General features: G+C 61.4%; 14 protein-coding genes and 3 pseudogenes. 5 read left to right on the forward strand and 12 right to left on the reverse strand.

What is annotated here, in order from left to right:
* The 3 genes and pseudogenes from HWX87_RS36520 to HWX87_RS36530 all read left to right on the forward strand — a co-directional run.
* Positions 1-184, forward strand: a pseudogene (locus tag HWX87_RS36520) (amino acid ABC transporter ATP-binding protein); the annotation flags it as partial.
* A 49-nt stretch (positions 185-233) separates the two neighbouring features.
* A complete protein-coding gene (locus tag HWX87_RS36525; RefSeq protein ID WP_176051669.1) occupies positions 234-1130 on the forward strand; it encodes a LysR substrate-binding domain-containing protein in 897 nt (298 codons plus the stop codon).
* Between the two features lie 256 nt (positions 1131-1386).
* A complete protein-coding gene (locus tag HWX87_RS36530; protein WP_176051670.1) occupies positions 1387-3402 on the forward strand; it encodes a glycoside hydrolase family 3 N-terminal domain-containing protein in 2016 nt (671 codons plus the stop codon).
* Between the two features lie 143 nt (positions 3403-3545).
* On the opposite strand, the gene HWX87_RS36535 is transcribed toward HWX87_RS36530, so the two are convergent.
* The 3 genes and pseudogenes from HWX87_RS36535 to HWX87_RS36545 all read right to left on the reverse strand — a co-directional run.
* The gene (locus tag HWX87_RS36535) at positions 3546-4580 is read right to left on the reverse strand and encodes a PDDEXK nuclease domain-containing protein (protein WP_176051671.1); all 1035 of its coding nucleotides are present in this window, start codon (positions 4578-4580) and stop codon (positions 3546-3548) included.
* A gap of 716 nt (positions 4581-5296) precedes the next feature.
* Positions 5297-5695 (reverse strand): annotated as a pseudogene (locus HWX87_RS36540) (transposase); the annotation flags it as partial.
* Positions 5686-5972 (reverse strand): annotated as a pseudogene (locus HWX87_RS36545) (transposase); the annotation flags it as partial. The pseudogenes HWX87_RS36540 and HWX87_RS36545, both read right to left, overlap by 10 nt.
* A 191-nt stretch (positions 5973-6163) precedes the next feature.
* On the opposite strand from HWX87_RS36545, the gene HWX87_RS36550 reads away from it, so the two are divergent.
* The gene (locus tag HWX87_RS36550; protein ID WP_176051672.1) at positions 6164-6481 is read left to right on the forward strand and encodes a hypothetical protein; all 318 of its coding nucleotides are present in this window, start codon (positions 6164-6166) and stop codon (positions 6479-6481) included.
* Between the two features lie 68 nt (positions 6482-6549).
* On the opposite strand, the gene HWX87_RS36555 is transcribed toward HWX87_RS36550, so the two are convergent.
* A complete protein-coding gene (locus tag HWX87_RS36555; RefSeq protein WP_176051673.1) occupies positions 6550-7116 on the reverse strand; it encodes a hypothetical protein in 567 nt (188 codons plus the stop codon).
* Between the two features lie 622 nt (positions 7117-7738).
* Between HWX87_RS36555 and HWX87_RS36560 the strand changes: the two genes are divergently transcribed.
* A complete protein-coding gene (locus HWX87_RS36560) occupies positions 7739-8032 on the forward strand; it encodes an H-NS histone family protein (protein ID WP_059708362.1) in 294 nt (97 codons plus the stop codon).
* Positions 8033-8380: 348 nt separating this feature from the next.
* Here the strand turns inward: HWX87_RS36560 and HWX87_RS36565 are convergent, their stop codons facing one another.
* The 8 genes from HWX87_RS36565 to HWX87_RS36600 all read right to left on the reverse strand — a co-directional run bounded on the left by HWX87_RS36565 (position 8381) and on the right by HWX87_RS36600 (position 18503).
* Positions 8381-9634 carry a site-specific integrase gene (locus HWX87_RS36565; protein WP_176051674.1) on the reverse strand — a complete coding sequence of 418 codons (1254 nt, stop codon included), beginning with the start codon at positions 9632-9634 and terminating at the stop codon, positions 8381-8383.
* A 732-nt stretch (positions 9635-10366) separates the two neighbouring features.
* Positions 10367-11266 carry a MurR/RpiR family transcriptional regulator gene (locus tag HWX87_RS36570; protein ID WP_244137832.1) on the reverse strand — a complete coding sequence of 300 codons (900 nt, stop codon included), beginning with the start codon at positions 11264-11266 and terminating at the stop codon, positions 10367-10369.
* Entirely contained in the window at positions 11238-12437 is a 1200-nt protein-coding gene (locus HWX87_RS36575; RefSeq protein ID WP_175911439.1) for a Gfo/Idh/MocA family oxidoreductase, read from the reverse strand. Before HWX87_RS36575 ends, HWX87_RS36570 begins: the two co-directional genes overlap by 29 nt.
* 137 nt (positions 12438-12574) lie before the next feature.
* Complete coding sequence (locus HWX87_RS36580; protein WP_176051676.1) at positions 12575-13771, reverse strand: porin; 1197 nt, start codon at positions 13769-13771, stop codon at positions 12575-12577.
* 90 nt (positions 13772-13861) lie between these two features.
* Positions 13862-14782 (reverse strand): sugar ABC transporter substrate-binding protein, encoded by a 921-nt coding sequence (locus HWX87_RS36585; RefSeq protein ID WP_176051677.1) that lies wholly within the window; start codon positions 14780-14782, stop codon positions 13862-13864.
* Between the two features lie 110 nt (positions 14783-14892).
* Positions 14893-15912 (reverse strand): ABC transporter permease, encoded by a 1020-nt coding sequence (locus HWX87_RS36590; protein ID WP_244115728.1) that lies wholly within the window; start codon positions 15910-15912, stop codon positions 14893-14895.
* Positions 15912-17432: a sugar ABC transporter ATP-binding protein gene (locus HWX87_RS36595; RefSeq protein ID WP_043179525.1), complete on the reverse strand. Its 1521-nt coding sequence runs from the start codon at positions 17430-17432 to the stop codon at positions 15912-15914. Before HWX87_RS36595 ends, HWX87_RS36590 begins: the two co-directional genes overlap by 1 nt.
* 180 nt (positions 17433-17612) lie before the next feature.
* Positions 17613-18503 carry a sugar phosphate isomerase/epimerase gene (locus HWX87_RS36600; RefSeq protein WP_244137833.1) on the reverse strand — a complete coding sequence of 297 codons (891 nt, stop codon included), beginning with the start codon at positions 18501-18503 and terminating at the stop codon, positions 17613-17615.
* Positions 18504-18610: the final 107 nt, after the last annotated feature.

The raw sequence follows: 18610 nt of genomic DNA on the forward strand, positions 1-18610 counted from the left end.
ACTCGCGCAGGAAGGGATGACGATGATGGTCGTCACGCACGAGATGGGCTTCGCGAAGAAGGTCGCGCATCGCGTGATCTTCATGGACAAGGGCGCGATCGTCGAGGACGACCGCAAGGACGATTCCTTCTCGAATCCGAAATCGGACCGCGCGAAGGACTTCCTCGCGAAGATCCTGCACTGAGCGATACCGTGGCGCGCCGTCACGCGCCCGTTCCACCCCGACTCTCCCGATGAAACGACTTCCTTCCCTCAACGCGCTGCAGGTGTTCGACATCGTCGCCCGCCACGGCAGCTTCACGCGCGCCGCCGAACAGCTGTGCCTGACGCAGGGTGCCGTGAGCCGGCAGATCCTCGCGCTCGAGGGCTTCTACCAGTTCCCGCTGTTCAAGCGCACGCCGAAAGGCCTGACGCTGACGGTGGAAGGCGAACTGCTGCTGCCGACGGTACGCGAAAGTTTCGCGCGCATCGAAGAGGTGTCGATGCGCCTGTCGCGCAGGCGCACCGAGCTCGCGCTGAAAGTGCCGACCTGCATGATGCAATGGATGCTGCCGCGCATCATGCGGTTCCAGGTCGAGCACCCCGAACTCCAGGTACAGATCACGACGACCTGGGGCCATCACGTCGATTTCCGCATGGAGCCGTTCGATGCCGCGGTGATCTACGCGTCCGGCGCGGGCCCCGACATGCGTGCGATCCCGCTGTTCGACGAGCAGCTTACGCCCGTATGCGCGCCGGGCCTGCTCGAGCAGCAGCCACTGGCCAATCTCGACGACCTGACCGGTCATACGCTGCTGCATCCGACCCGCGATCATCGCGACTGGAAGCGGTGGCTCGACCACGCTGGCGCGCCTCACGTCGATTCCACGCGCGGGTTGAGCTTCGAAACGCTGGACCTCGCGACGCAAGCGTCGATCGACGGTTACGGCATCGCGATCGGCGACCGGACGCTGGTGCACGAAAACGTGGCGGCGCACCGGCTCGTGATGCCGTTCGACATCTCGCTGCCAACGGGGATGGGTTATTACTTCGTGTACCCGGGCGGGAGCGAGCAGCAACAGAAGATCCAGCTGTTCGGCGACTGGATCGCGGACGAACGCAAGGGCGCCACGCGCGTCGCACCGGCCTGAGCGGATGCCGCATCTCGCGCATGCGGCACGCCCCACGATATGAACGACCGGCTATCACACGGTCGCTCATGACTTGTCCGTGTCGGCGGATCACCTTGAAAACCCGACAAGTCACATTGCCCGACACATCGCGCCCCAGCGGGGCAAAAACTGCACCCGGCGGCAAAACGTCCCCTGAAACAGCTCGGTAAAGTGGCAAGCGGCCATTTGCAATGCGTCACGGCCGCGCCTAAAAAATCCGGTTCAGGAGACAAGCATGCAACGCTTCACGAGATCAGCCATTCACCGGTCGGCATGGGCCGCGTCGGGCACCGCGCTCAGCCTGGGGCTGTTTGCCTGCGGCGGCGTCGACTCATCTTCCACGCCTGTCACGCAGCAGGACTTCGGCTACACGACTTTGAACCTGATCACCCAAGACGGCCTGAAGTTCAAGGACATGGACAAGAGTGGCCAGCTCGAACCCTACGAAGACTGGCGGCTGAGTGCCGAGGTGCGTGCGCGGGACCTGGTCGGCCGCCTCACGCTGGCCGAGAAAGCAGGCCTGATGATGCACGGTACCGCACCGGTGCTGAACGACACGACCGGTTCAGGCACCGGCTCCGCTTACGATCTGGCGGCGCTCAAGACGCTCATCAATCAACGGAACGTCAGCACCTATATCACGCGCATGAGTGCCGACGCGCACACCATGGCCGGCCAGTACAACCAGATTCAGACGCTGGCGGAACAGTCCCGGCTCGGCATCCCGGTGTCGATCAGCTCCGATCCGCGCAACCATTTCCAGTACACGCTCGGCGCAAGCGCCGGAGGCAGCGGTTTCTCGCAGTGGCCGGAAACGCTCGGTTTCGCCGCGATCGGCGACGCGGCACTCACGCGAACATTCGGCGATATCGCGCGGCAGGAGTATCGCGCGGTCGGCATTACCGAAGCGCTTTCGCCTCAAGCCGACCTGGCGACCGAGCCGCGCTGGCCGCGCATCAACGGCACCTTCGGCGAAGACGCCGATCTCGCACGCACGCAGGTTCAGGCCTATATCGAAGGCTTCCAGGGCGGCAGCAACGGCATTCAGGCCAATAGCGTCATCGCTGTCGTCAAGCACTGGGCCGGATATGGCGCGCAGAAACTCGGGTTCGACAGCCACAACTACTACGGTCGCTATGCGACCTACCCGGGCAACAATTTTGCCTATCACCTGAAGCCGTTCGAAGGCGCCTTCGCCGCCAACGTCGGCTCGGTCATGCCGACCTATTCCGAACCGGACATGACGGTAACGGTCGACGGCATCACGCTGGAGCCCGTCGGCGGGGCTTACGACAAGGCGTTGCTGACCGACCTGCTGCGCGGGAAATACGGCTTCAAGGGCGTGATCGTGTCCGACTGGCTGATCGCCGACGACTGCGACGCGAATTGCATCAACGGCGTGTCGTCAGGATCACCGTCGTTTGCCGGACTGGGCATGCCCTGGGGGATGGAAGGCGCCACCCGCGTGCAGCGTTTCGTGCGAGCGGTGAATGCCGGCATCGACCAGTTCGGCGGAGACGACGATCCAAGCGACCTCATCGACGCCGTCAATCGCGGGCAATTGCCGGAAGACCGTCTGTCGGAATCGGCCTATCGCGTCCTGCTGCAGAAATTCCAGCAGGGCCTGTTCGACCATCCGTATGTCGATGCGGACGCAGCCGGCAAGATCGTCGGAAATGCCGATTTCCAGGCCCAGGCGCTCGATGCGCAGCGTCGCTCGATGGTTCTGCTGCAGAACAACGACAAGCTGCTGCCGATGACCCCGTCGGGCAAGAAAGTCTGGCTGTACGGCATCGATCCGGCGGTCGCACGGCAATACGGTTATCAGGTCGTCGATACGCCGCAAGCCGCGGACGTGGCGATTCTCCGCGTGAGCACGCCCTATCAAACGCTGCACCCGAACTACATGTTCGGCTCGATGCAGCATGAAGGCAGTCTCGCGTTCGTCGACGGTGGTGCGGACTACGAGGCAATCAAGCAGGCCGCGCTTGCCCCGAAGTCGATCGTCTCGGTGTACCTGGATCGCCCCGCGATCCTGACCAACGTTCAGGACAAGGCTACCGCGATCCTCGCCAATTTCGGCGTGACCGATGCCGCGCTGTTCGACGTGCTGACGGGGAAAGGCCAACCGCAAGGCAAGCTGCCGTTCGAGCTGCCGTCGTCGATGGCGGAAGTCGCGGCGCAGCGGGAAGACGTGCCGCACGATACCGCGCATCCGTTGTATCCGTTCGGATTCGGTCTCACGTATTGATGCGTTGTCGATGCCGGCTCGCTGGTCGGGGCCGGCATCGACATACTCGTCTGTTGGCCGGTAATTCGGCGCTTCGTGGACTTAACCAAAAATAAAGTAGTCACCGTGCGTGGCGTGGCGAAGACCGTGTCAACTCCCCGCCATCACGACTCCCGCTTTTCGTCGAGCCGAGCGCGTGCCGCGGCAATCGATTGGTGCAGCTTCGCCTGCAGCGTCTCACGCGGTGGCAGCACGGTTAGGTACTCTGCCACGTGGATCCCGCTTTTTCCGAGTTCGAGCAATTCGATTTGCTCTTGCTTTTTCCCTGCACACAGGATGATGCCGATCGGCGGCGCTTCATCCGGTTCCTGCTCGTGCTTTGCGAGCCAGCGCAAGTACAACTCCATCTGACTCTTGTACTCGGCCTTGAAGGAACCGAGCTTCAGTTCGATTGCGACAAGGCGTTTGAGCTTGCGGTTGTAGAACAGCAGATCAAGATAGAAGTCGTCGTCGTCGATCGGCAGCCGCTTCTGGCGCGCGACGAATGTAAAGCCGGCGCCGAGCTCCAAGAGAAACTGTTCCATCTCGCGCAGAATCGCATCTTCGAGATCGCGCTCGAGGTAGTGATCGTTGAGGCCAAGAAAGTCGAGGATGTACGGATCTTTCAGCACGAGATCGGGCGTCATCTGCTGCGCGTCACGCAGGTGCGCCACTTCGCGCCGGATCACTTCGTCGGGTTGGCGCGACAGCGCACTGCGCTCGAACAACATCGACTGCATCCGCTCCTGCAACTGCCGCGACGACCAGCGCTCCAGGCGACAGAGTTCAATGTAGAAGTCGCGCTTGAGCGGGTCGTCGACGTACATCAACATCTTCAGATGGGTCCAGCTCAATTCTCTCCGCAGTGCGGAGAGAATTGTCTCGTCCGGAAACACCTCGGCCGCGCGGATGCAGTGGCGCAATTGCTGCTCGCTCCAACCCCGGCCGTACTCGCCTCGCAGTTGTCGTGCGAGCGCGGGGAGGATTTGTTGTCCGTAGCCCGCGCGCTCCCCGCCCAGCACATCATCTCGAATGCGACGACCCACCTGCCAATAAAGCAGGGTCAGTTCCGCGTTGACGGCCGCCGCCGCCCGGGCCCGCGCCGAATCGATCATGCGGCGGATGTCGGTCAATAGGGATGCGGTGACTAATTCGCTCATGTGGTAATGAATGGAGGGAGTCGGCGGGCCGGTGCGTGCCAATAGGGGCCACATTACCGGAATCTCGGCAGCGGCGGAACCCTGCCGGACGCTCTCGCCAATTCTCTCCGCACCGCGGAGAGAATTCAGCCATCGGTCCGCCGAGGCCCTCGCCTTTCACCACGTCAAATGTAGGCGCCCGCAATGAAGCTACAGTATCGACTGAGACGAAGCCGCCTCAACAGTCACCCCACCCCGATCGAAGAATCTCCAGGGCCGCGTCTGCCGCAATACCCACTGAACCTGCCGACGGCACGTCGTTGCCAGCATCAGAAATACCAGGGCGCCGAAACGGTGACTGCACCGTTTTTTACTCGCTCAATGCCCCTCGGAAAAGGTGCCTCGCAAGCGGAGGCTTCGCTAATATCCCGAAATGAAGGGGTGACATAGCCCTTTATATGAACGCCTCCCGTTTGCGAAGGGTTTTCGTGTGCTCTGACTGCGACAGGATGGGTTGCAGCTTTATATCCGGGCTTGTTGCAGCCTGATACGCTGCGGCCCACCATGAAATCCGCTGACCCGCACCTCATTTACTTAGCGAGCTAGAAGCTCGACGGGCTATTCAGGTTTGGCGGGTCCCGGTCCGACCTGTCTTGTCATTACTTACGATTGCCAGCGCAACCTTTCGACGTATCACCCTGTAAAAGTTGACCTTCCTGCTACGCAACGCCGTTCGGTCAAACCGGTTTCACGCTCACGTAGCCCTTTTCGTACGGCCTGTCATGCGCCAGAATCGCCCAGATCGTGCGGGCTGTCCTGTTCGCCTGTGCCACGACCGCCACATTCAGCGGTCGCCGCTTCCTAATCCCTTCAGCCCACGGCCCCGGTTCCTTCGTGAGGCACAGCACAGCCCGGGCACCATGAACCAGCAGCTTGCGCAGATACGTGTCGCCGCGCTTGCTGATTCCCAGCAACTGGACTTTGCCGCCCGAGCCCGTTTGCTTGGGCACCAGTCCGATCCAGGCTGCGAATTCGCGCCCGGACCGAAACGTCTTCGCATCGCCCATCATCGCGACGGCCGCTGTCGCCGTCAGGAGACCTACGCCAGGTATCGCCGCAATCGCCTTGCATGCCTTGCCGCTATCCCTTTGCAAAGTACGCGGCGGCTTTTTTTAGAATGTCGCGCTCCTCGGTCACCCGCTTGAGTTCGGCCTTCAGCCGCCGAACCTCGGCGCTCTGATCCAGCTCCGCCTGCCGCACGACGTCGGGCCTGCCGAACTTCAGTTTCCATGCGTAAAGGCTGTGGGTCGTGATGCCCAAACGCTGGGCCACCTCTGCCACCGAATGACCCCGTTCGGTTACCTGTTTGACTGCCTCGATCTTGAACTCATCCGTGTACCGCTTGCCGCTCATCCTGACCTCCTCGGTTGCCATAAATTATGGCTCGAAGATGTCTACGAAAGGCTGGCCGGTCCAGTGGTTGCGCACGCCTGATGCCAACTACCGCCCCGTACCTGCTCCGAGAACTACTTCCTCGATCGTCGAACCTCGATTTTCCGTCGTCACCCACCGTATGGGAGCTATCGCGGTTCGCCGGCTCGGGCATGCAACTGTTTCCCTATGTCATGGCAGTCGCGGTATCCCTCGGCGCGACCCGCATCATTGGTGTCGTCACCCAGGCCATCGCACGACTGTATCGCCGCTTTGGCCTCTCTCTTCAGTATGCGGGACCTCATCCGGAGACCGCCAGCTCTCAGTTCGTCGTCTGTGCCATTGATCTCACGCCCGCCGCGTTCGCCAAACTTGGATCCGATCTCAATAGTCTCCGATCTTCAATCACGTGGTATCGGCCGCTCACGCCGAATGTTCCCGGCTCGCTGGGGACGGCACCACGCGCTGCGCGTTGCGCGGCAGACGTGTAATAGATCCCGTCCCGACGGGAATCGTCGCGCTCCGCCGGAATTCGCGAGTTCGACATCCAAAACCACAGCTAGGATGTGGATCGCCGCCGGTGATGCCGGTTATCCGCATCCTTCACCCAATCCGGCCGGATGGCGGACGCGTAGGCCTGACCGGTGCGCGAACCCTCGCCGCTTGCCTGTGCGCGCAGTCCGAGACGTTCATCAATCGCATGAGCGACAGTCGAAGATTTTGGCAGACGACCGCCATCGCAGTCCGTCCAGAACATATGCATCGCGTCGAACAAAACTGAGAGGATCGTGGTCAGGTAAGGCAGGCAAACGACTACACCGCCTCCCATCGAATTGCCATCAACAGGACCGTAGTGATCGCTCGGTACGTCGGCCTGCAGATCTATCCGCAACGCGTCAAGTTCACGCTGCAATCGCTCTTCAACGCAGTAGTGCGCGGTCGCCGAGTTCGCCAGGACCTTGCTGAGCTCGCACAGCTTCTCGTCTTTCAGTTGAACGCATCTTGTGAGACGCCGAATCTGCGTTTCGGCCCTTCGCAAACGAATCTGTAAGGTCGCGCAATCGCAGGCCGGTGCCGAGCATGCGCTTGTATCACTCGATCGCCAAACATTATCGCGTTGCTCCATAACAGGCCTCGCCTCGAACGTGGCGATGTGTACTCCACACGCCGCGAGAAATCGGACCGATGATGCACCGACCTGGTCGGACTCATCGCGCTGGCGCAAATCGGTTCATCTTTTTTCGTTCCTCCTCGCAACAGAGTCAACTGTAAAGATTTGGGGGTACCGATCAGCGCGTCTGCGAAGTTGAACGAGGTCACGCACGTACGAAAAAATAACGTGGCTTGTCTGACGTTTTACGCTTTGACACGGTCTGACGAACACAAAAATAGCTCTCCTCATTGTGCCTACGACGTAATTCAATAGAGAGGGCCGCCGCCCCTGCTGGATCGGAGCGCTTGACCGTACATCGGTGGGCGACGTACGGTCGCACGACTATTTGCTGATGATCGTCAGGAATTTGCATACCCAACCGCAATAATCCAATGTACGGCTTCGATGTCCCACCAAATTCGCGGCCTCGGAGACGATAAATGATCGACTCCTGGTCAAAACGATGAGAAAATCGCGTAATCGTTCCAATTTCGCCTCCGACAATGACATGTCGCAGACCCGATGCGCCGCGCCGAATTGGACTCTTCGAAGCGACGATTTCAATACTGTTTCTTTTAACCACGTGGAGTGAAGAATGGCCACCTATCAAGAGTTGAAAGCCAAGGCTGAAGCACTGCTCGTGCAAGCGGAAGAAGCTCGGCAGGCCGAACTAGAGACTGTGCTTGAAGAAGTTCGCGCGCGGGTTCAGGAGTACGGACTCACGCCGGACCAGATCTTCGGCCGTAAGCGCGTACGTAGCGCGAATGGCAGCCAACCCGCAACGCCGAAGTATCAGGATCCGAAAACGGGCAAAACGTGGAGCGGACGTGGCCGCGAACCGTCATGGATCAAGGGTAAGAAACGTGACCGCTTCTTGATCGCCGAATGATCACCGCAGCGTAGCGATCGGGCGCCCGACGGGCGCACTCTGGGCCTGTAGCTTCATGCTGCAGGCCCCGTGAATGTGTATCAAGCCGTGCCGACCCAAGTGATTCAGATCCGCCTTGGCGGGCCCGACGTTGAAGACACCCCACGGTCCTTCAGAATCCATGCAGTTCGTTTCAGCGGCGACTCTATTTCACACTTGGCAGCGGTACCACCAGATGTCGATGAATTTGGCCCGCATTGCATCAGGATCAGGCGACATACTGACGACACAGCCTCGCACTCGCGATACTGGGCGAGTGCGAACCCGCCCGACCCGCAGCACCGTTCCCCGAACAGAAGCAGCGTCGATTTAGGCAGCGAACGTTTGCGGCATGACCGGTGCCATTGACGCTTCAAGCATGTGTCCGCTTGAACAATACGCCCCCCAGTCCTCCATCATGAGCCGCCGTCTTTCGAGTTGATCGCGACGCCGATAAGCCGCGATCGTCTGCGAAGTAATGATGTGCGCCAACGCTTCCTCTGCCAAAGAATCCGGATAGTCGGTGCATTCGGCGACCCAGTCACGAAATGTCGACCGGAAACCGTGCACGGTGATGCCGGAGTACGACATGCGTTTCAGCAGTGACAGCATCGCCATGTTCGACAGTGGGCGCCCTTCCGTGCAACCGGGAAACAGATATCCATACTTCGCCTTCGGTAGCGCACTGCGTACGATCTCGACGGCACGCTTGCAAAGTGGCACGCGCAGCGGCCGACCGCTCTTCGTGCGATCTCCCGGGATACTCCAGACACGATTATCGAGATCAAATTCCTCAACCCGCGCAAACCGCGCCTCATTCGTGCGAGTCGCCGTGAGAATAAGCAGGCGCAGCACCCGTGCCGCGCGTCGGGGACGAAGCTCCAGTTCCCGGATAAACGTCGGAAGGTCTTCCCAAGGCAACGCCGGATGATGCTTTACCTGCGAGCGTTTCTTTGACCGTGGTAACACCAGTTGGAGATGGTCTACGTAACGAGCAGGGTTACCACCGGCGCGGTGGCCCATCACGGTCTCCGCGTCCAGGATCGCCTTGATGCGCCCCCGCACACGGCGCGCCGTCCCTGCCTTTTTGGTCCAAATCGGCTGCAGAATGCGGACAATCATCGCTGTGTCGATGTCGCGCACACGCACATCGCCGATGATGGGATAGGCGTAGGTCTTCAGCGTAGTGTCCCATTGCTGACTGTGCTTCCGGTTTCGCCACTCCGATTCGTGCGCTCGAATGAACGCGTCAGCTGCCTCACGGAACGTCACGTTGGCATCGACGGAGATGTCGAGCAATCGACGACGCTGCTCTTCGCGCCGTGCCAGGATGGGATCGACCTGATCCCGGACCATCTCGCGGTACCTAGTGGCCAGCTTTCGCGCTTCACCAAGCGAGACTCGCGAAAGCGGTCCGAGGCCCATTTCGCGCACTCGCCTGTCGAGCGTGAAGCGAAACACCCATGAGCGTGCGCCACTGCCGGCGATCTGCATGAAGAGGCCACCGCCGTCGGCATAATGTCCTGGATCCACCGCCTTCGCGACCCGCAGCGCGCTAAGCCGATGCAACTGTCGTCCCGCCATGCCGCCCTCCTTTCCTACCCACAAAACCCATGTTGCTACCCATGTTTCGTGAGGAAATTGTGGAGGACGCGGCTGGACGTCGCAAGCACATCGTTACCCACAAAACTCCGCAAAATCATGGGCTTGCGGACTTTCAGAGGAAGTTCAAGGAACGCCGCGGAAGCCCGGCATGGCGGAAGGCAACCGACTACAACTACCGCTCGCACCGCCCCGCCAGGTAAGACTCCCTCAATCACAGATGGCACCCTACCCACGATCCTACCCATACTTGGCTCGACGCCAATCTAGTATCGTCCGCAATGCGTTGCTGGCAGAGGGGCGCCGAGCAAATTCCCGACAAGATCTCACCAAAGTCCCGTCATGGACTCTGTTACGTATGCGGTCCCCCTACCGTCGCCACGGTCTTGCGAATACGTCCTGCGTGTCGGGGGTGCGGCGGCAAACGCAAGATCGGAGGCAACAGCGGCTTCCACTACCCCGCAAACAACACCTATTGAGCATGTGTTTGCCAAACGAGAATGATAACTATTTCGAATAAAATCGCAATCTTGTGATGACTTTACTACCAGAGCCTGTATCTCGCAGTCTGCAAAGCTTCGCGCTAGAGGGATCACGCCCATCAGCTAGAGAAACGCGATCGCCGGTCGCAATCGAATCGTCGGGCTGTACCGACCATTTTGATCACGTCATGTCGGAAGCGGAAAAATCCGCGCGTAGGTTGGTACGCCTGCCCTAATCGCCATACTGCTCGACGTAACGCAACGACATGAACAAAAGCTGCACTGCCGTTGAGGCAGCGGTGATCGAATGGAATCCGAATACAGCACTGTCGTCCAACCGCAGCAAGGCATCGGCATCCCGCGCGAGCGGTGACAGGCGACTGTCGGTCATCAGGACCAGCTGAGCACCATTGAGCTTCGCGAGTTTGGCAATACGGCACGTCTCGTCGCTGTAAGGGGGTAATTCAAGCGCCACGAAAACGTCGCCCGCCCTCACCAAGCGCACTTGGCCGACATCCATCTCACCGACCGTCAAGAAGAGGGAGACCGTCTTCTCTGTCTGGTGCAAGGCCTGCGCCAAATGAGATGCAACCGGAAACGCCTGACGCGCTCCCATTACCCAGATCGTAGCGGCATCGCGCAGCATGACCAGCGCGCGCGTCCAGTCTTCGGATGCCAGCAATTCGCGCAGACGTGCGACCGCTGCCACGCTGGACGCCAACACCGATTCAGTCATTCCTTCTAGTCCATTGGTCGGGGCCTCATCATGTACGTCCTTAGCGTCCCACCGCATCGGCCGCGGCAACCCGATCCGATGACGAAACCGCCGCCTCAGGTCCGCGTAGCCGGACAGACCGAAGTACTGAGCAAAGCGCACAACTGCCGACGGATGCACACCGCATTGCTCGGCGACGCTACGAATATCCAGTATGCCGACCTGATCGGCATGGGTATCGATGAAGTGGGCAATCGCTTTAAGCCGTGGACTCAGCGCGTCGTACTCGGAGCGAATTTGCGACAATAGCTGGTCGGCACCGTCGAGCCGCGACTCGTCCGGATTACCCGCCAGTCCGGTGCGGGACATGCAATCGGGACGCATAGTCTCAGGCGCGGGCCGGTTCGAGTGGTTCATGGCTCAGGCAATCTTGGAACTGCAGCCACATTGGCTCCGGTCGCTCCATCCGGGTTTCAAGTGGATAGGTCACGTTGTTAGCCGCCGACTCGAGCATGCCATGCATTATCTCAAGGATATGCAGGGCCATCTCGGCGCTAGCACGGGGCGCACGCCCCTCGGCAATCGACATGGCCATGTCGACAAGTCCGATGCCACGGCTGTTTTCGCGATGGCTCGTCTCGATGAATGGCCGCTCGATCGGTACCTTTTTCCATGGGCGCCGTGCAGCTTCGCCGCGAGGCAGCTCGACCCACCGGTAGTCGTCGCGCGTGCGCAGCAGCAGATCACCGCCGAACAGATTCGGCCCGTCACAGGGATCGATGTCGTTCAGGCACAAGGTGCCGGCCGTACCATACAGTTCCATCCTCGGCAACTCGGAATCCCATACGTCATAGCTTACGATCAGGGTGACGAGTGCACCCGACACGAACACTAGGTTGGCGGCCACGTGAGTCGGCTCGTCGACCGGAATGCGCATGCCGCAAAGCGGCCCGCTTTCGACGACACGCTCCGAACATGCCCGGCCTGCGACCGCCGAGCATTGCCGCACCGGCCCCAACAGGGACACCAGCGCGCTCAGATAATATGGTCCGATATCGTGTAAGGGCCCGCCTCCGCGCCGATACAAGAAAGCGGGATTCGGGTGGAACCACTCCGGGCCTCGGCTCACCGCAAATGCCGTCGCGCCGTGCACAATCCCGATCACACCTTCGTCGATCAATTGACGGCAGGTCTGCAGGCGCCCTCCCAATACCGTGTCGGGTGCGCAACCGAGCGTCAGACCGCGCCGGCGCGCATCCTCGCACAGCGCCTTTCCTTCGGCAAACGTCGTGGCGAGCGGCTTCTCACTATAGACGTGCTTGCCGGCGCGCAGCGCAGCCAGCGTCAGTTCCGCATGCACGTCAGGCGTGGTCAGGTTCAGGACGATATCGATCCCGACATCGTCAATCAGCGAGGCAGCATCCGGATACGCTTTCGGGACGCCGTGTGCCGCCGCCTTCGCACGCGCCTTCTCGAGATCGCGACCGGCCACTGCGGCAAGCTCGACGATCGGGTATTTCGCAAGATTGTGCAGATAGACGTCGCTTATGTCGCCCACGCCCAGTACACCGACTTTAAGCGGTTTCATCGTGCCTCTCATACGGAAGGCCGCCAACGCGCGGCGGCGGCGGGATATTGCTTGGATCTCCTGCGCGCGCCGCGTCGCATGCCGTTTCGGCCGACGTGTACGGCCCGCACAAGAGGGTTCCTGCACCGGACAGTGCGTCAGAACTGCGTGGCAATTCCCGCGAACACGCCGAACTGGCTGCGTCCATAGCCTGGATTCAGGTTCGATGCGCTGCCGTTGACCGGATCGTTCACGTTGTTGGCCCCGTAGGTCCCGCCGTTCAGCCCGAGATTCGACGTCGCGCTGTTGCGCAGATAGCCGAGCTCCGTATAAAGCCGCGTCTGCTTCGACAGCGAGTAGATGCCGGACAGCGTATACAGCGTGCCGTTGCCATTACCGTGATTGGCGTTGGCGTGATACACGGCACCCATGACGGCTGTCGCCGGCGTCACGGCCCATTGCGCGCCGAACCACTCCTGGTCGACCGCGGTCGGCAAGGAAACGCCGGCGGGCTGTGCCGACGGCGTGCCCGTTCCGTAATACCCGGCATTCGATGCGTCCGGCGCGCTCAGGTGGACGTAGCCCGCATACAGCGTCACTGGTCCGATTCCGTACGACGCCCCGGCGAAGATCGAGCGCGAGGCCAGATAGACGTTGCTGAACTTGCCGTTGCCATCGCGAATCTCATCATAGATCAGCTGCGCTTCGACGTTCGACGCCTTGTACTGCAACTTCAGGCCATCCGCCCGGCCTTGCGAGCTACCCAAGCCAGTGGCCGTGCCCAGTTGCCCCGGCGCCGTGCCCGGCGTACCCGCATTCCATTTGGTCGAATTGGTGAGGTTGTACTGGCCTTTCACCGTGAAACCACCGAAATCGGGCGACGTATATTCGATGCCGTTCGAGGCCTGCGGGAACATGCGGCCGCGTACCAGCGTGCCGAACGAATATTTCTTGGTCTGCTGCGGATCGAGCTCACCGGTATCCTGCAACAGCTCGCTCGCCCCGAAATTGCCGAGACGAATCGCACCATACGCGTCGTGTCGCAAACCCACGGTCGCCTGCCCCTCGAAGAACGAACCGTTCGCCACCGAGCCGTTCAGCGTGTTCAGGCGCGCTTCCAGGCGGAACGTGGCCTGCAGGCCGCCGCCCAGGTTCTCGTTACCGAGCATGCCGAAGCGCGATTCACCCCAGCCGCCGGATTCGGCCGACAGCCGGTTGCCGCCGGGCAGACCCGTTTCGTATTGCAGGCCGTTATCCACGATTCCATACAACGTAACACTGCTCTGCGCATGCGCGAATGCCGTGGCGCCGCACAGCGCCGTACCGGCCATGAATCTGAGTAATTTCGTCTCCATCGAAAATCTCCTTTGCATACCTAATCTATTGATGTTTTTTTAGTTCCTCATACGCCGACGCATATCGGGCTATACACCGGCTCGCCTGCCCTACTTCAGGTAATTTCCTACGTTGCTGCGGGTCACGGATTCGAACGGGACGATCACTTCGGCGGGAGCCGGCTTGCCGCTCTTGAGCGTTTCGACAACCTGGTATGCGGCCTGCGCCTGTCCCTTCGCGTTCTGGAAGATGGTCTGGGACATCTCGCCGGCCTTGATCGCCCGCATCGCGTCCGCGGTCCCGTCAACGCCAGAGATCGCGACACCCTTGAGCCGCCCTGCCGTCTTCAGCGCTTCCAGCGCGCCAAGCGCCATCTGGTCGTTCGCGGCGACGATCGCATCGAATCTCGGATATCGCTGAACCCAGTCCTCGGTGACCTTCATGCCCTGTGCGCGATCGTAGTCGGCCGGCAGGTTCGACAGGATCTTGACGTCGGGACGCTTGGCCAGCGTCTGCACGAAGCCGGCCAGGCGTTCCTTGGAGTGGTAAAGGCCCGGCGTACCCTGCAGGTAGAGGATCTGCGCATTCTTCGGCAAAACCGAGTCGAAGTACTCGCCCTGCAGGCGGCCGGCATCGTAGTTCTTCGAACCGACGAACGTATACTTGCCGCTAGCGGACTGGATGCCGAGCGCGATCACCGGGATGCCGGCCTTGTTGGCCCGCTCGACACCGGGAACGATGCCGCGATAGTCGACCGGCACGATCATGATCACGTTGACCTTCTGCGCGATGAAGTTGTCGATCTGGTCGAGCTGGCGGCTCACGTCGCCGTTTGCGTCCGTATAGACCACGCTCAGGCCCGGGTCCGCCTTGACCGCGTCGGCAAAGGCAGTCTTCCGGCTCATCGTGAACACGTCGGTGTCTGCCAGATTCGTATAGCCGATCACAAACTTCTTGTCGGCCGCACTGGCCGATGTCGCCAGCGCGGCCAGCCCGAATACCGCTACCGCCGCTTGTTTCCAAACCTTCATATGCTCCTCCGTTGTTGTCTGACCTGCTGCGGGTTGAACATCGACTTGCTTTAAGTGCTGCTCTTACTGCTTCACTGCACGCCGGAGACCCGGCTCGTCCGGTTCCGATCTCAGGCCGGACGCCGTACGCGCTTGCCGCGACCGTTCTTGGTCTTGACGTCCAGAATCACTGCGACCGCGATGATCAGCCCCTTGGCGATCTGCTGCCAGTAGGAGCTGACGTTCAGAAGGTTGAGGATGTTGTTGATCACGCCGATGATCAACGATCCGATCATCGAGCCCATGATCGTGCCGGTCCCGCCCATCAGGCTGGTCCCGCCTACCACCACGGCCGTGATCGCATCGAACTCGTAGCCGACACCGCCAGCCGGCTGGCCCGAGTTGATCCGCGACATCAGCACGATGCCGGCGATCGCGGTCAGCACACCGCTGTAGACGAAGGCCATCGTCGTCACGCGTCGCGTATTGATGCCGGAGGCCAGCGCGGCGCGCGTGTTGCCGCCGGTTGCATAGACATAGCGGCCGAAGCGCGTGCGATTCAGCAGCACCCACGACACCGCGAGCACGGCGATCAGGATCAGTACCGAGATCGGCACCGGCCCGACCGAACCCTGGCCTATCACGGCGAAGTCGCCCAGGTCACTGATGGGTGCGCCGCCGGTATAGAGCAGGATGCCGCCACGCGCCACTGTCGTCATCGCGAGCGTGGTGATGAACGAGGGAATGCCGAAGGTCGTGACGATGAAGCCGTTGACGAACCCGACCACCACGCCCATCGCCAGCCCGGCCGCCACTGCCAGTGGGATGCTGCCGGTAAGCGACATTACGCTCGCCGCAATCGTGCCGGTCAGGGCCACGACCGCGCCCAGCGACACGTCGATCTGCCCAAGAATGATGATGAAGGTTACGCCGCACGCGAGCAGGCTGACGACCACCACCTGCCGCAACACGTTGGTCAGGTTCGGAACGGTCAGGAACGCATCGCTGACCAGCGAAGCGAGCACCACGATGCCGATGAAGATCAGCATCGTGCCGTATTTGCGGTAAATCTCGGCCGGGCTCGCGCCCTTCAGCCAGGCCATGATGCCAGCGCGCGGCTGCATCGAATTTTCCTGCATGCTGTTCAACATCATTGACCTCCGGTTGCCAGTTTCATGATTCGTTCCTGCGAGGCCTCACCCCGGCTCAGTTCGCCGGCCACCCTGCCCTCGCGCATCACGATCACGCGGTCGCTCATGCCGAGAATCTCCGGCAGTTCGGACGAGATCATGACGATGGCCAGCCCCTGCTGCGCGAATTGCGACATCAGGCGGTGAATTTCGGATTTCGCGCCGACGTCGATGCCGCGCGTCGGTTCATCGAGGATGAGTACCTTCAGGTCGCGCAGCAGCCATTTCGCAATCGCGATCTTCTGCTGGTTGCCGCCGCTGAGATTGCCGGTGACGGTCTGCAGGTCGGCGGTCTTGATCTTCAGCATCTCGCGCATGCGCGTCGCTTCGTTACGCTCGCGGCGCGTGTCGAGCAGGCCGCGCCGCGAGAAACCCTTCAGGTTCGCGAGCGAGATGTTTTCCATCACCGATCGACACAACACGAGCCCTTCGCCCTTGCGGTCCTCGGACACCATCGCAATGCCACAGCGGATCGCGGCATCGCTGCCCCTCATCCGCAACGGCACGCCTTCGAGCACGATCTCGCCCTCGTCGAGCGCATCGAGCCCGAAAATCGCGCGTACCACTTCCGTGCGCCCCGCGCCGATCAGTCCGGCCAGCCCGACGATCTCGCCACGTCGCACGCTGAAGCCGATATCCGAGAACACGCCGTGGCGCGTGGCGTTACGGACCTCGAGCACGGTCTCGCCGATCGTCGCGTCGAGTTTCGGGAAAATGCTCGAGATCGGCCGACCGACCATCGCCGCGATGAGCCGGCTCTCGTCGTATTCGTCGGCCGGGCCCGACTCGACATAGCGGCCGTCGCGGATGATCGTGATGTCGTCCGCGATCTGGAATATCTCGTCCATCTTGTGGCTGATGTAGATGATCGCGACCCCGCGCGCCTTCAGGTCGCGGATCTGCTCGAACAGCATGCCGACCTCGGTATCGCTGATTGCCGACGTCGGCTCGTCCATGATGACGACCGATGCGCCACGCGAGATCGCCTTGGCGATTTCGATCAGCTGCATGCCGGCCACGCTGAGCTCGCGCATCTTCTGACGGGGCGCATAGTCGAGCCCGAGCCGGTCGAGCAACGCCTGAGTATCGCGTTCCATGCTCCTGAAATCGATCATCTGCCGCGACAGCGCACCGAACGCCGCATAGGTCGGCTCACGCCCGAGAAAGATGTTCTCGGCGATCGACATGTCGAGCACCGGGCTCAATTCCTGGTGGATCATCGCGACGCCGGTTTCGAGCGCGGCCTTGGTGCCGGTGGGACGATACGGCGCACCTTTGAAGCGGACTTCGCCCGAATCGACGCGATGCTCGCCGGACAGGATCTTCATCAGCGTCGATTTGCCGGCGCCGTTTTCGCCGACCAGCACGTGAGTAGTGCCCGCGCGCACCCTGAGGCTGACCCGGTCGAGTGCGAGCACGCCCGGGAATGCCTTAGAAACGTCCTGCATCTCCAGCACGTATTGCGATTCTTCGCTATCCATGTGCTTGCTCCTCGTGGGCCGGCCTGGGCCGACCCGATGGCACGCCGGCGATACGCCCGTGCAGCGCCGCGGCAGGGGCGATCCCGCCGCGGCGCGCCGGTGGCGCCGTGCATGCCTGTCTCCGTTGTGTTTCTTGATCTCGCCGCGTGAGTCGGCCCGGCTAGGCCGGATCGCGTCGACCTAGCGGCTGATGGTCTGCTTCAATGCGTCGATCGAGGTGGCAATGCCAGCCTCGACCGACATCGTCAGGTCCTCCATCTCGAGCGACACCCAGTCGTTGTAGCCGGTCATGCGCACCACCGAGAAGAACTCCTTCCACCACTGGAGATCCTTGCCGCAACCGACGGCCACATAATTCCAGGCACGCCGGCCGACATCCTCCACCGGCTTGGTTTCGAGCAGACCGTTGACGTCCACCAGCCCGCGTTCGAGACGCGCGTCCTTGCCGTGGACGTGATGGATTGCGTCGCCGAGCGCGCGTGCCGCCGCTATCGGGTCGGCACCCATCCACATCAGGTGGCTCGGATCGAGATTGAGACCAATCATCGGGCCAACGGCGTCGCGCAACCGGAACAGCGTTTCCGGATTCCACACCAGCATTGCGCTGAAGTTTTCGAGCGCGAACCTTTCGACACCCGACTCGCGCGCCTGCGCGACCAGCGATTTCCAGTACGGAATCGCAACGTCGTTCCATTGATAGTCGAGACAACCCTTGAGCGTCGCCGGCCAGCTCACGGTATAGGTGATCCAGTTCGGTACGCGATCCTCGGGGCTGGCCGGCGGCAGGCCGCTCATCGCGACGATCTTGCGAATACCGAGTTCACCGGCAAGACGGATTGCCTTCTCCATGTCTGCCTTGTGCTTGGCGCCGAGCTCGCCCGGATCGAGCGGATTGCCCGACACGTTCAGCGCGGCGATCTCCATGCCCCGGCTTTCCAGCGCGGCAAGCAGCGCGCGGCGCTTGCTCGCGTCGGCGAGCAGTTCGTCAGTGCGGAGATGGGGCGCGGACGACCATCCGCCCGAGGTCATTTCCACGCCGAAGACGCTCATTTCACACAGCTTGTCGAGCATCGCTTCGAATGGCAGGTGGCCGAGGCTGTCCGTGCAGAACGAAAGTTTCATGGTGTTTTCCGACTGTATTGATGATGTGCTCAGGCGCGCCCGAACTTGCCGGCACG

The sequence above is a fragment of the Burkholderia sp. BCC1644 genome (genome assembly GCF_902833225.1).
Lineage (GTDB): Bacteria > Pseudomonadota > Gammaproteobacteria > Burkholderiales > Burkholderiaceae > Burkholderia.

Excerpts from the sequence above, each read along its gene's own strand:
- HWX87_RS36525 (WP_176051669.1), top strand. The coding sequence starts at position 234 with ATGAAACGACTTCCTTCCCTCAACGCGCTGCAGGTGTTCGACATCGTC.
- HWX87_RS36530 (WP_176051670.1), top strand. The coding sequence starts at position 1,387 with ATGCAACGCTTCACGAGATCAGCCATTCACCGGTCGGCATGGGCCGCG.
- HWX87_RS36535 (WP_176051671.1), bottom strand. The coding sequence starts at position 4,580 with ATGAGCGAATTAGTCACCGCATCCCTATTGACCGACATCCGCCGCATG.
- HWX87_RS36550 (WP_176051672.1), top strand. The coding sequence starts at position 6,164 with ATGCAACTGTTTCCCTATGTCATGGCAGTCGCGGTATCCCTCGGCGCG.
- HWX87_RS36555 (WP_176051673.1), bottom strand. The coding sequence starts at position 7,116 with ATGGAGCAACGCGATAATGTTTGGCGATCGAGTGATACAAGCGCATGC.
- HWX87_RS36560 (WP_059708362.1), top strand. The coding sequence starts at position 7,739 with ATGGCCACCTATCAAGAGTTGAAAGCCAAGGCTGAAGCACTGCTCGTG.
- HWX87_RS36565 (WP_176051674.1), bottom strand. The coding sequence starts at position 9,634 with ATGGCGGGACGACAGTTGCATCGGCTTAGCGCGCTGCGGGTCGCGAAG.
- HWX87_RS36570 (WP_244137832.1), bottom strand. The coding sequence starts at position 11,266 with ATGAACCACTCGAACCGGCCCGCGCCTGAGACTATGCGTCCCGATTGC.
- HWX87_RS36575 (WP_175911439.1), bottom strand. The coding sequence starts at position 12,437 with ATGAAACCGCTTAAAGTCGGTGTACTGGGCGTGGGCGACATAAGCGAC.
- HWX87_RS36580 (WP_176051676.1), bottom strand. The coding sequence starts at position 13,771 with ATGGAGACGAAATTACTCAGATTCATGGCCGGTACGGCGCTGTGCGGC.
- HWX87_RS36585 (WP_176051677.1), bottom strand. The coding sequence starts at position 14,782 with ATGAAGGTTTGGAAACAAGCGGCGGTAGCGGTATTCGGGCTGGCCGCG.
- HWX87_RS36590 (WP_244115728.1), bottom strand. The coding sequence starts at position 15,912 with ATGTTGAACAGCATGCAGGAAAATTCGATGCAGCCGCGCGCTGGCATC.
- HWX87_RS36595 (WP_043179525.1), bottom strand. The coding sequence starts at position 17,432 with ATGGATAGCGAAGAATCGCAATACGTGCTGGAGATGCAGGACGTTTCT.
- HWX87_RS36600 (WP_244137833.1), bottom strand. The coding sequence starts at position 18,503 with ATGCTCGACAAGCTGTGTGAAATGAGCGTCTTCGGCGTGGAAATGACC.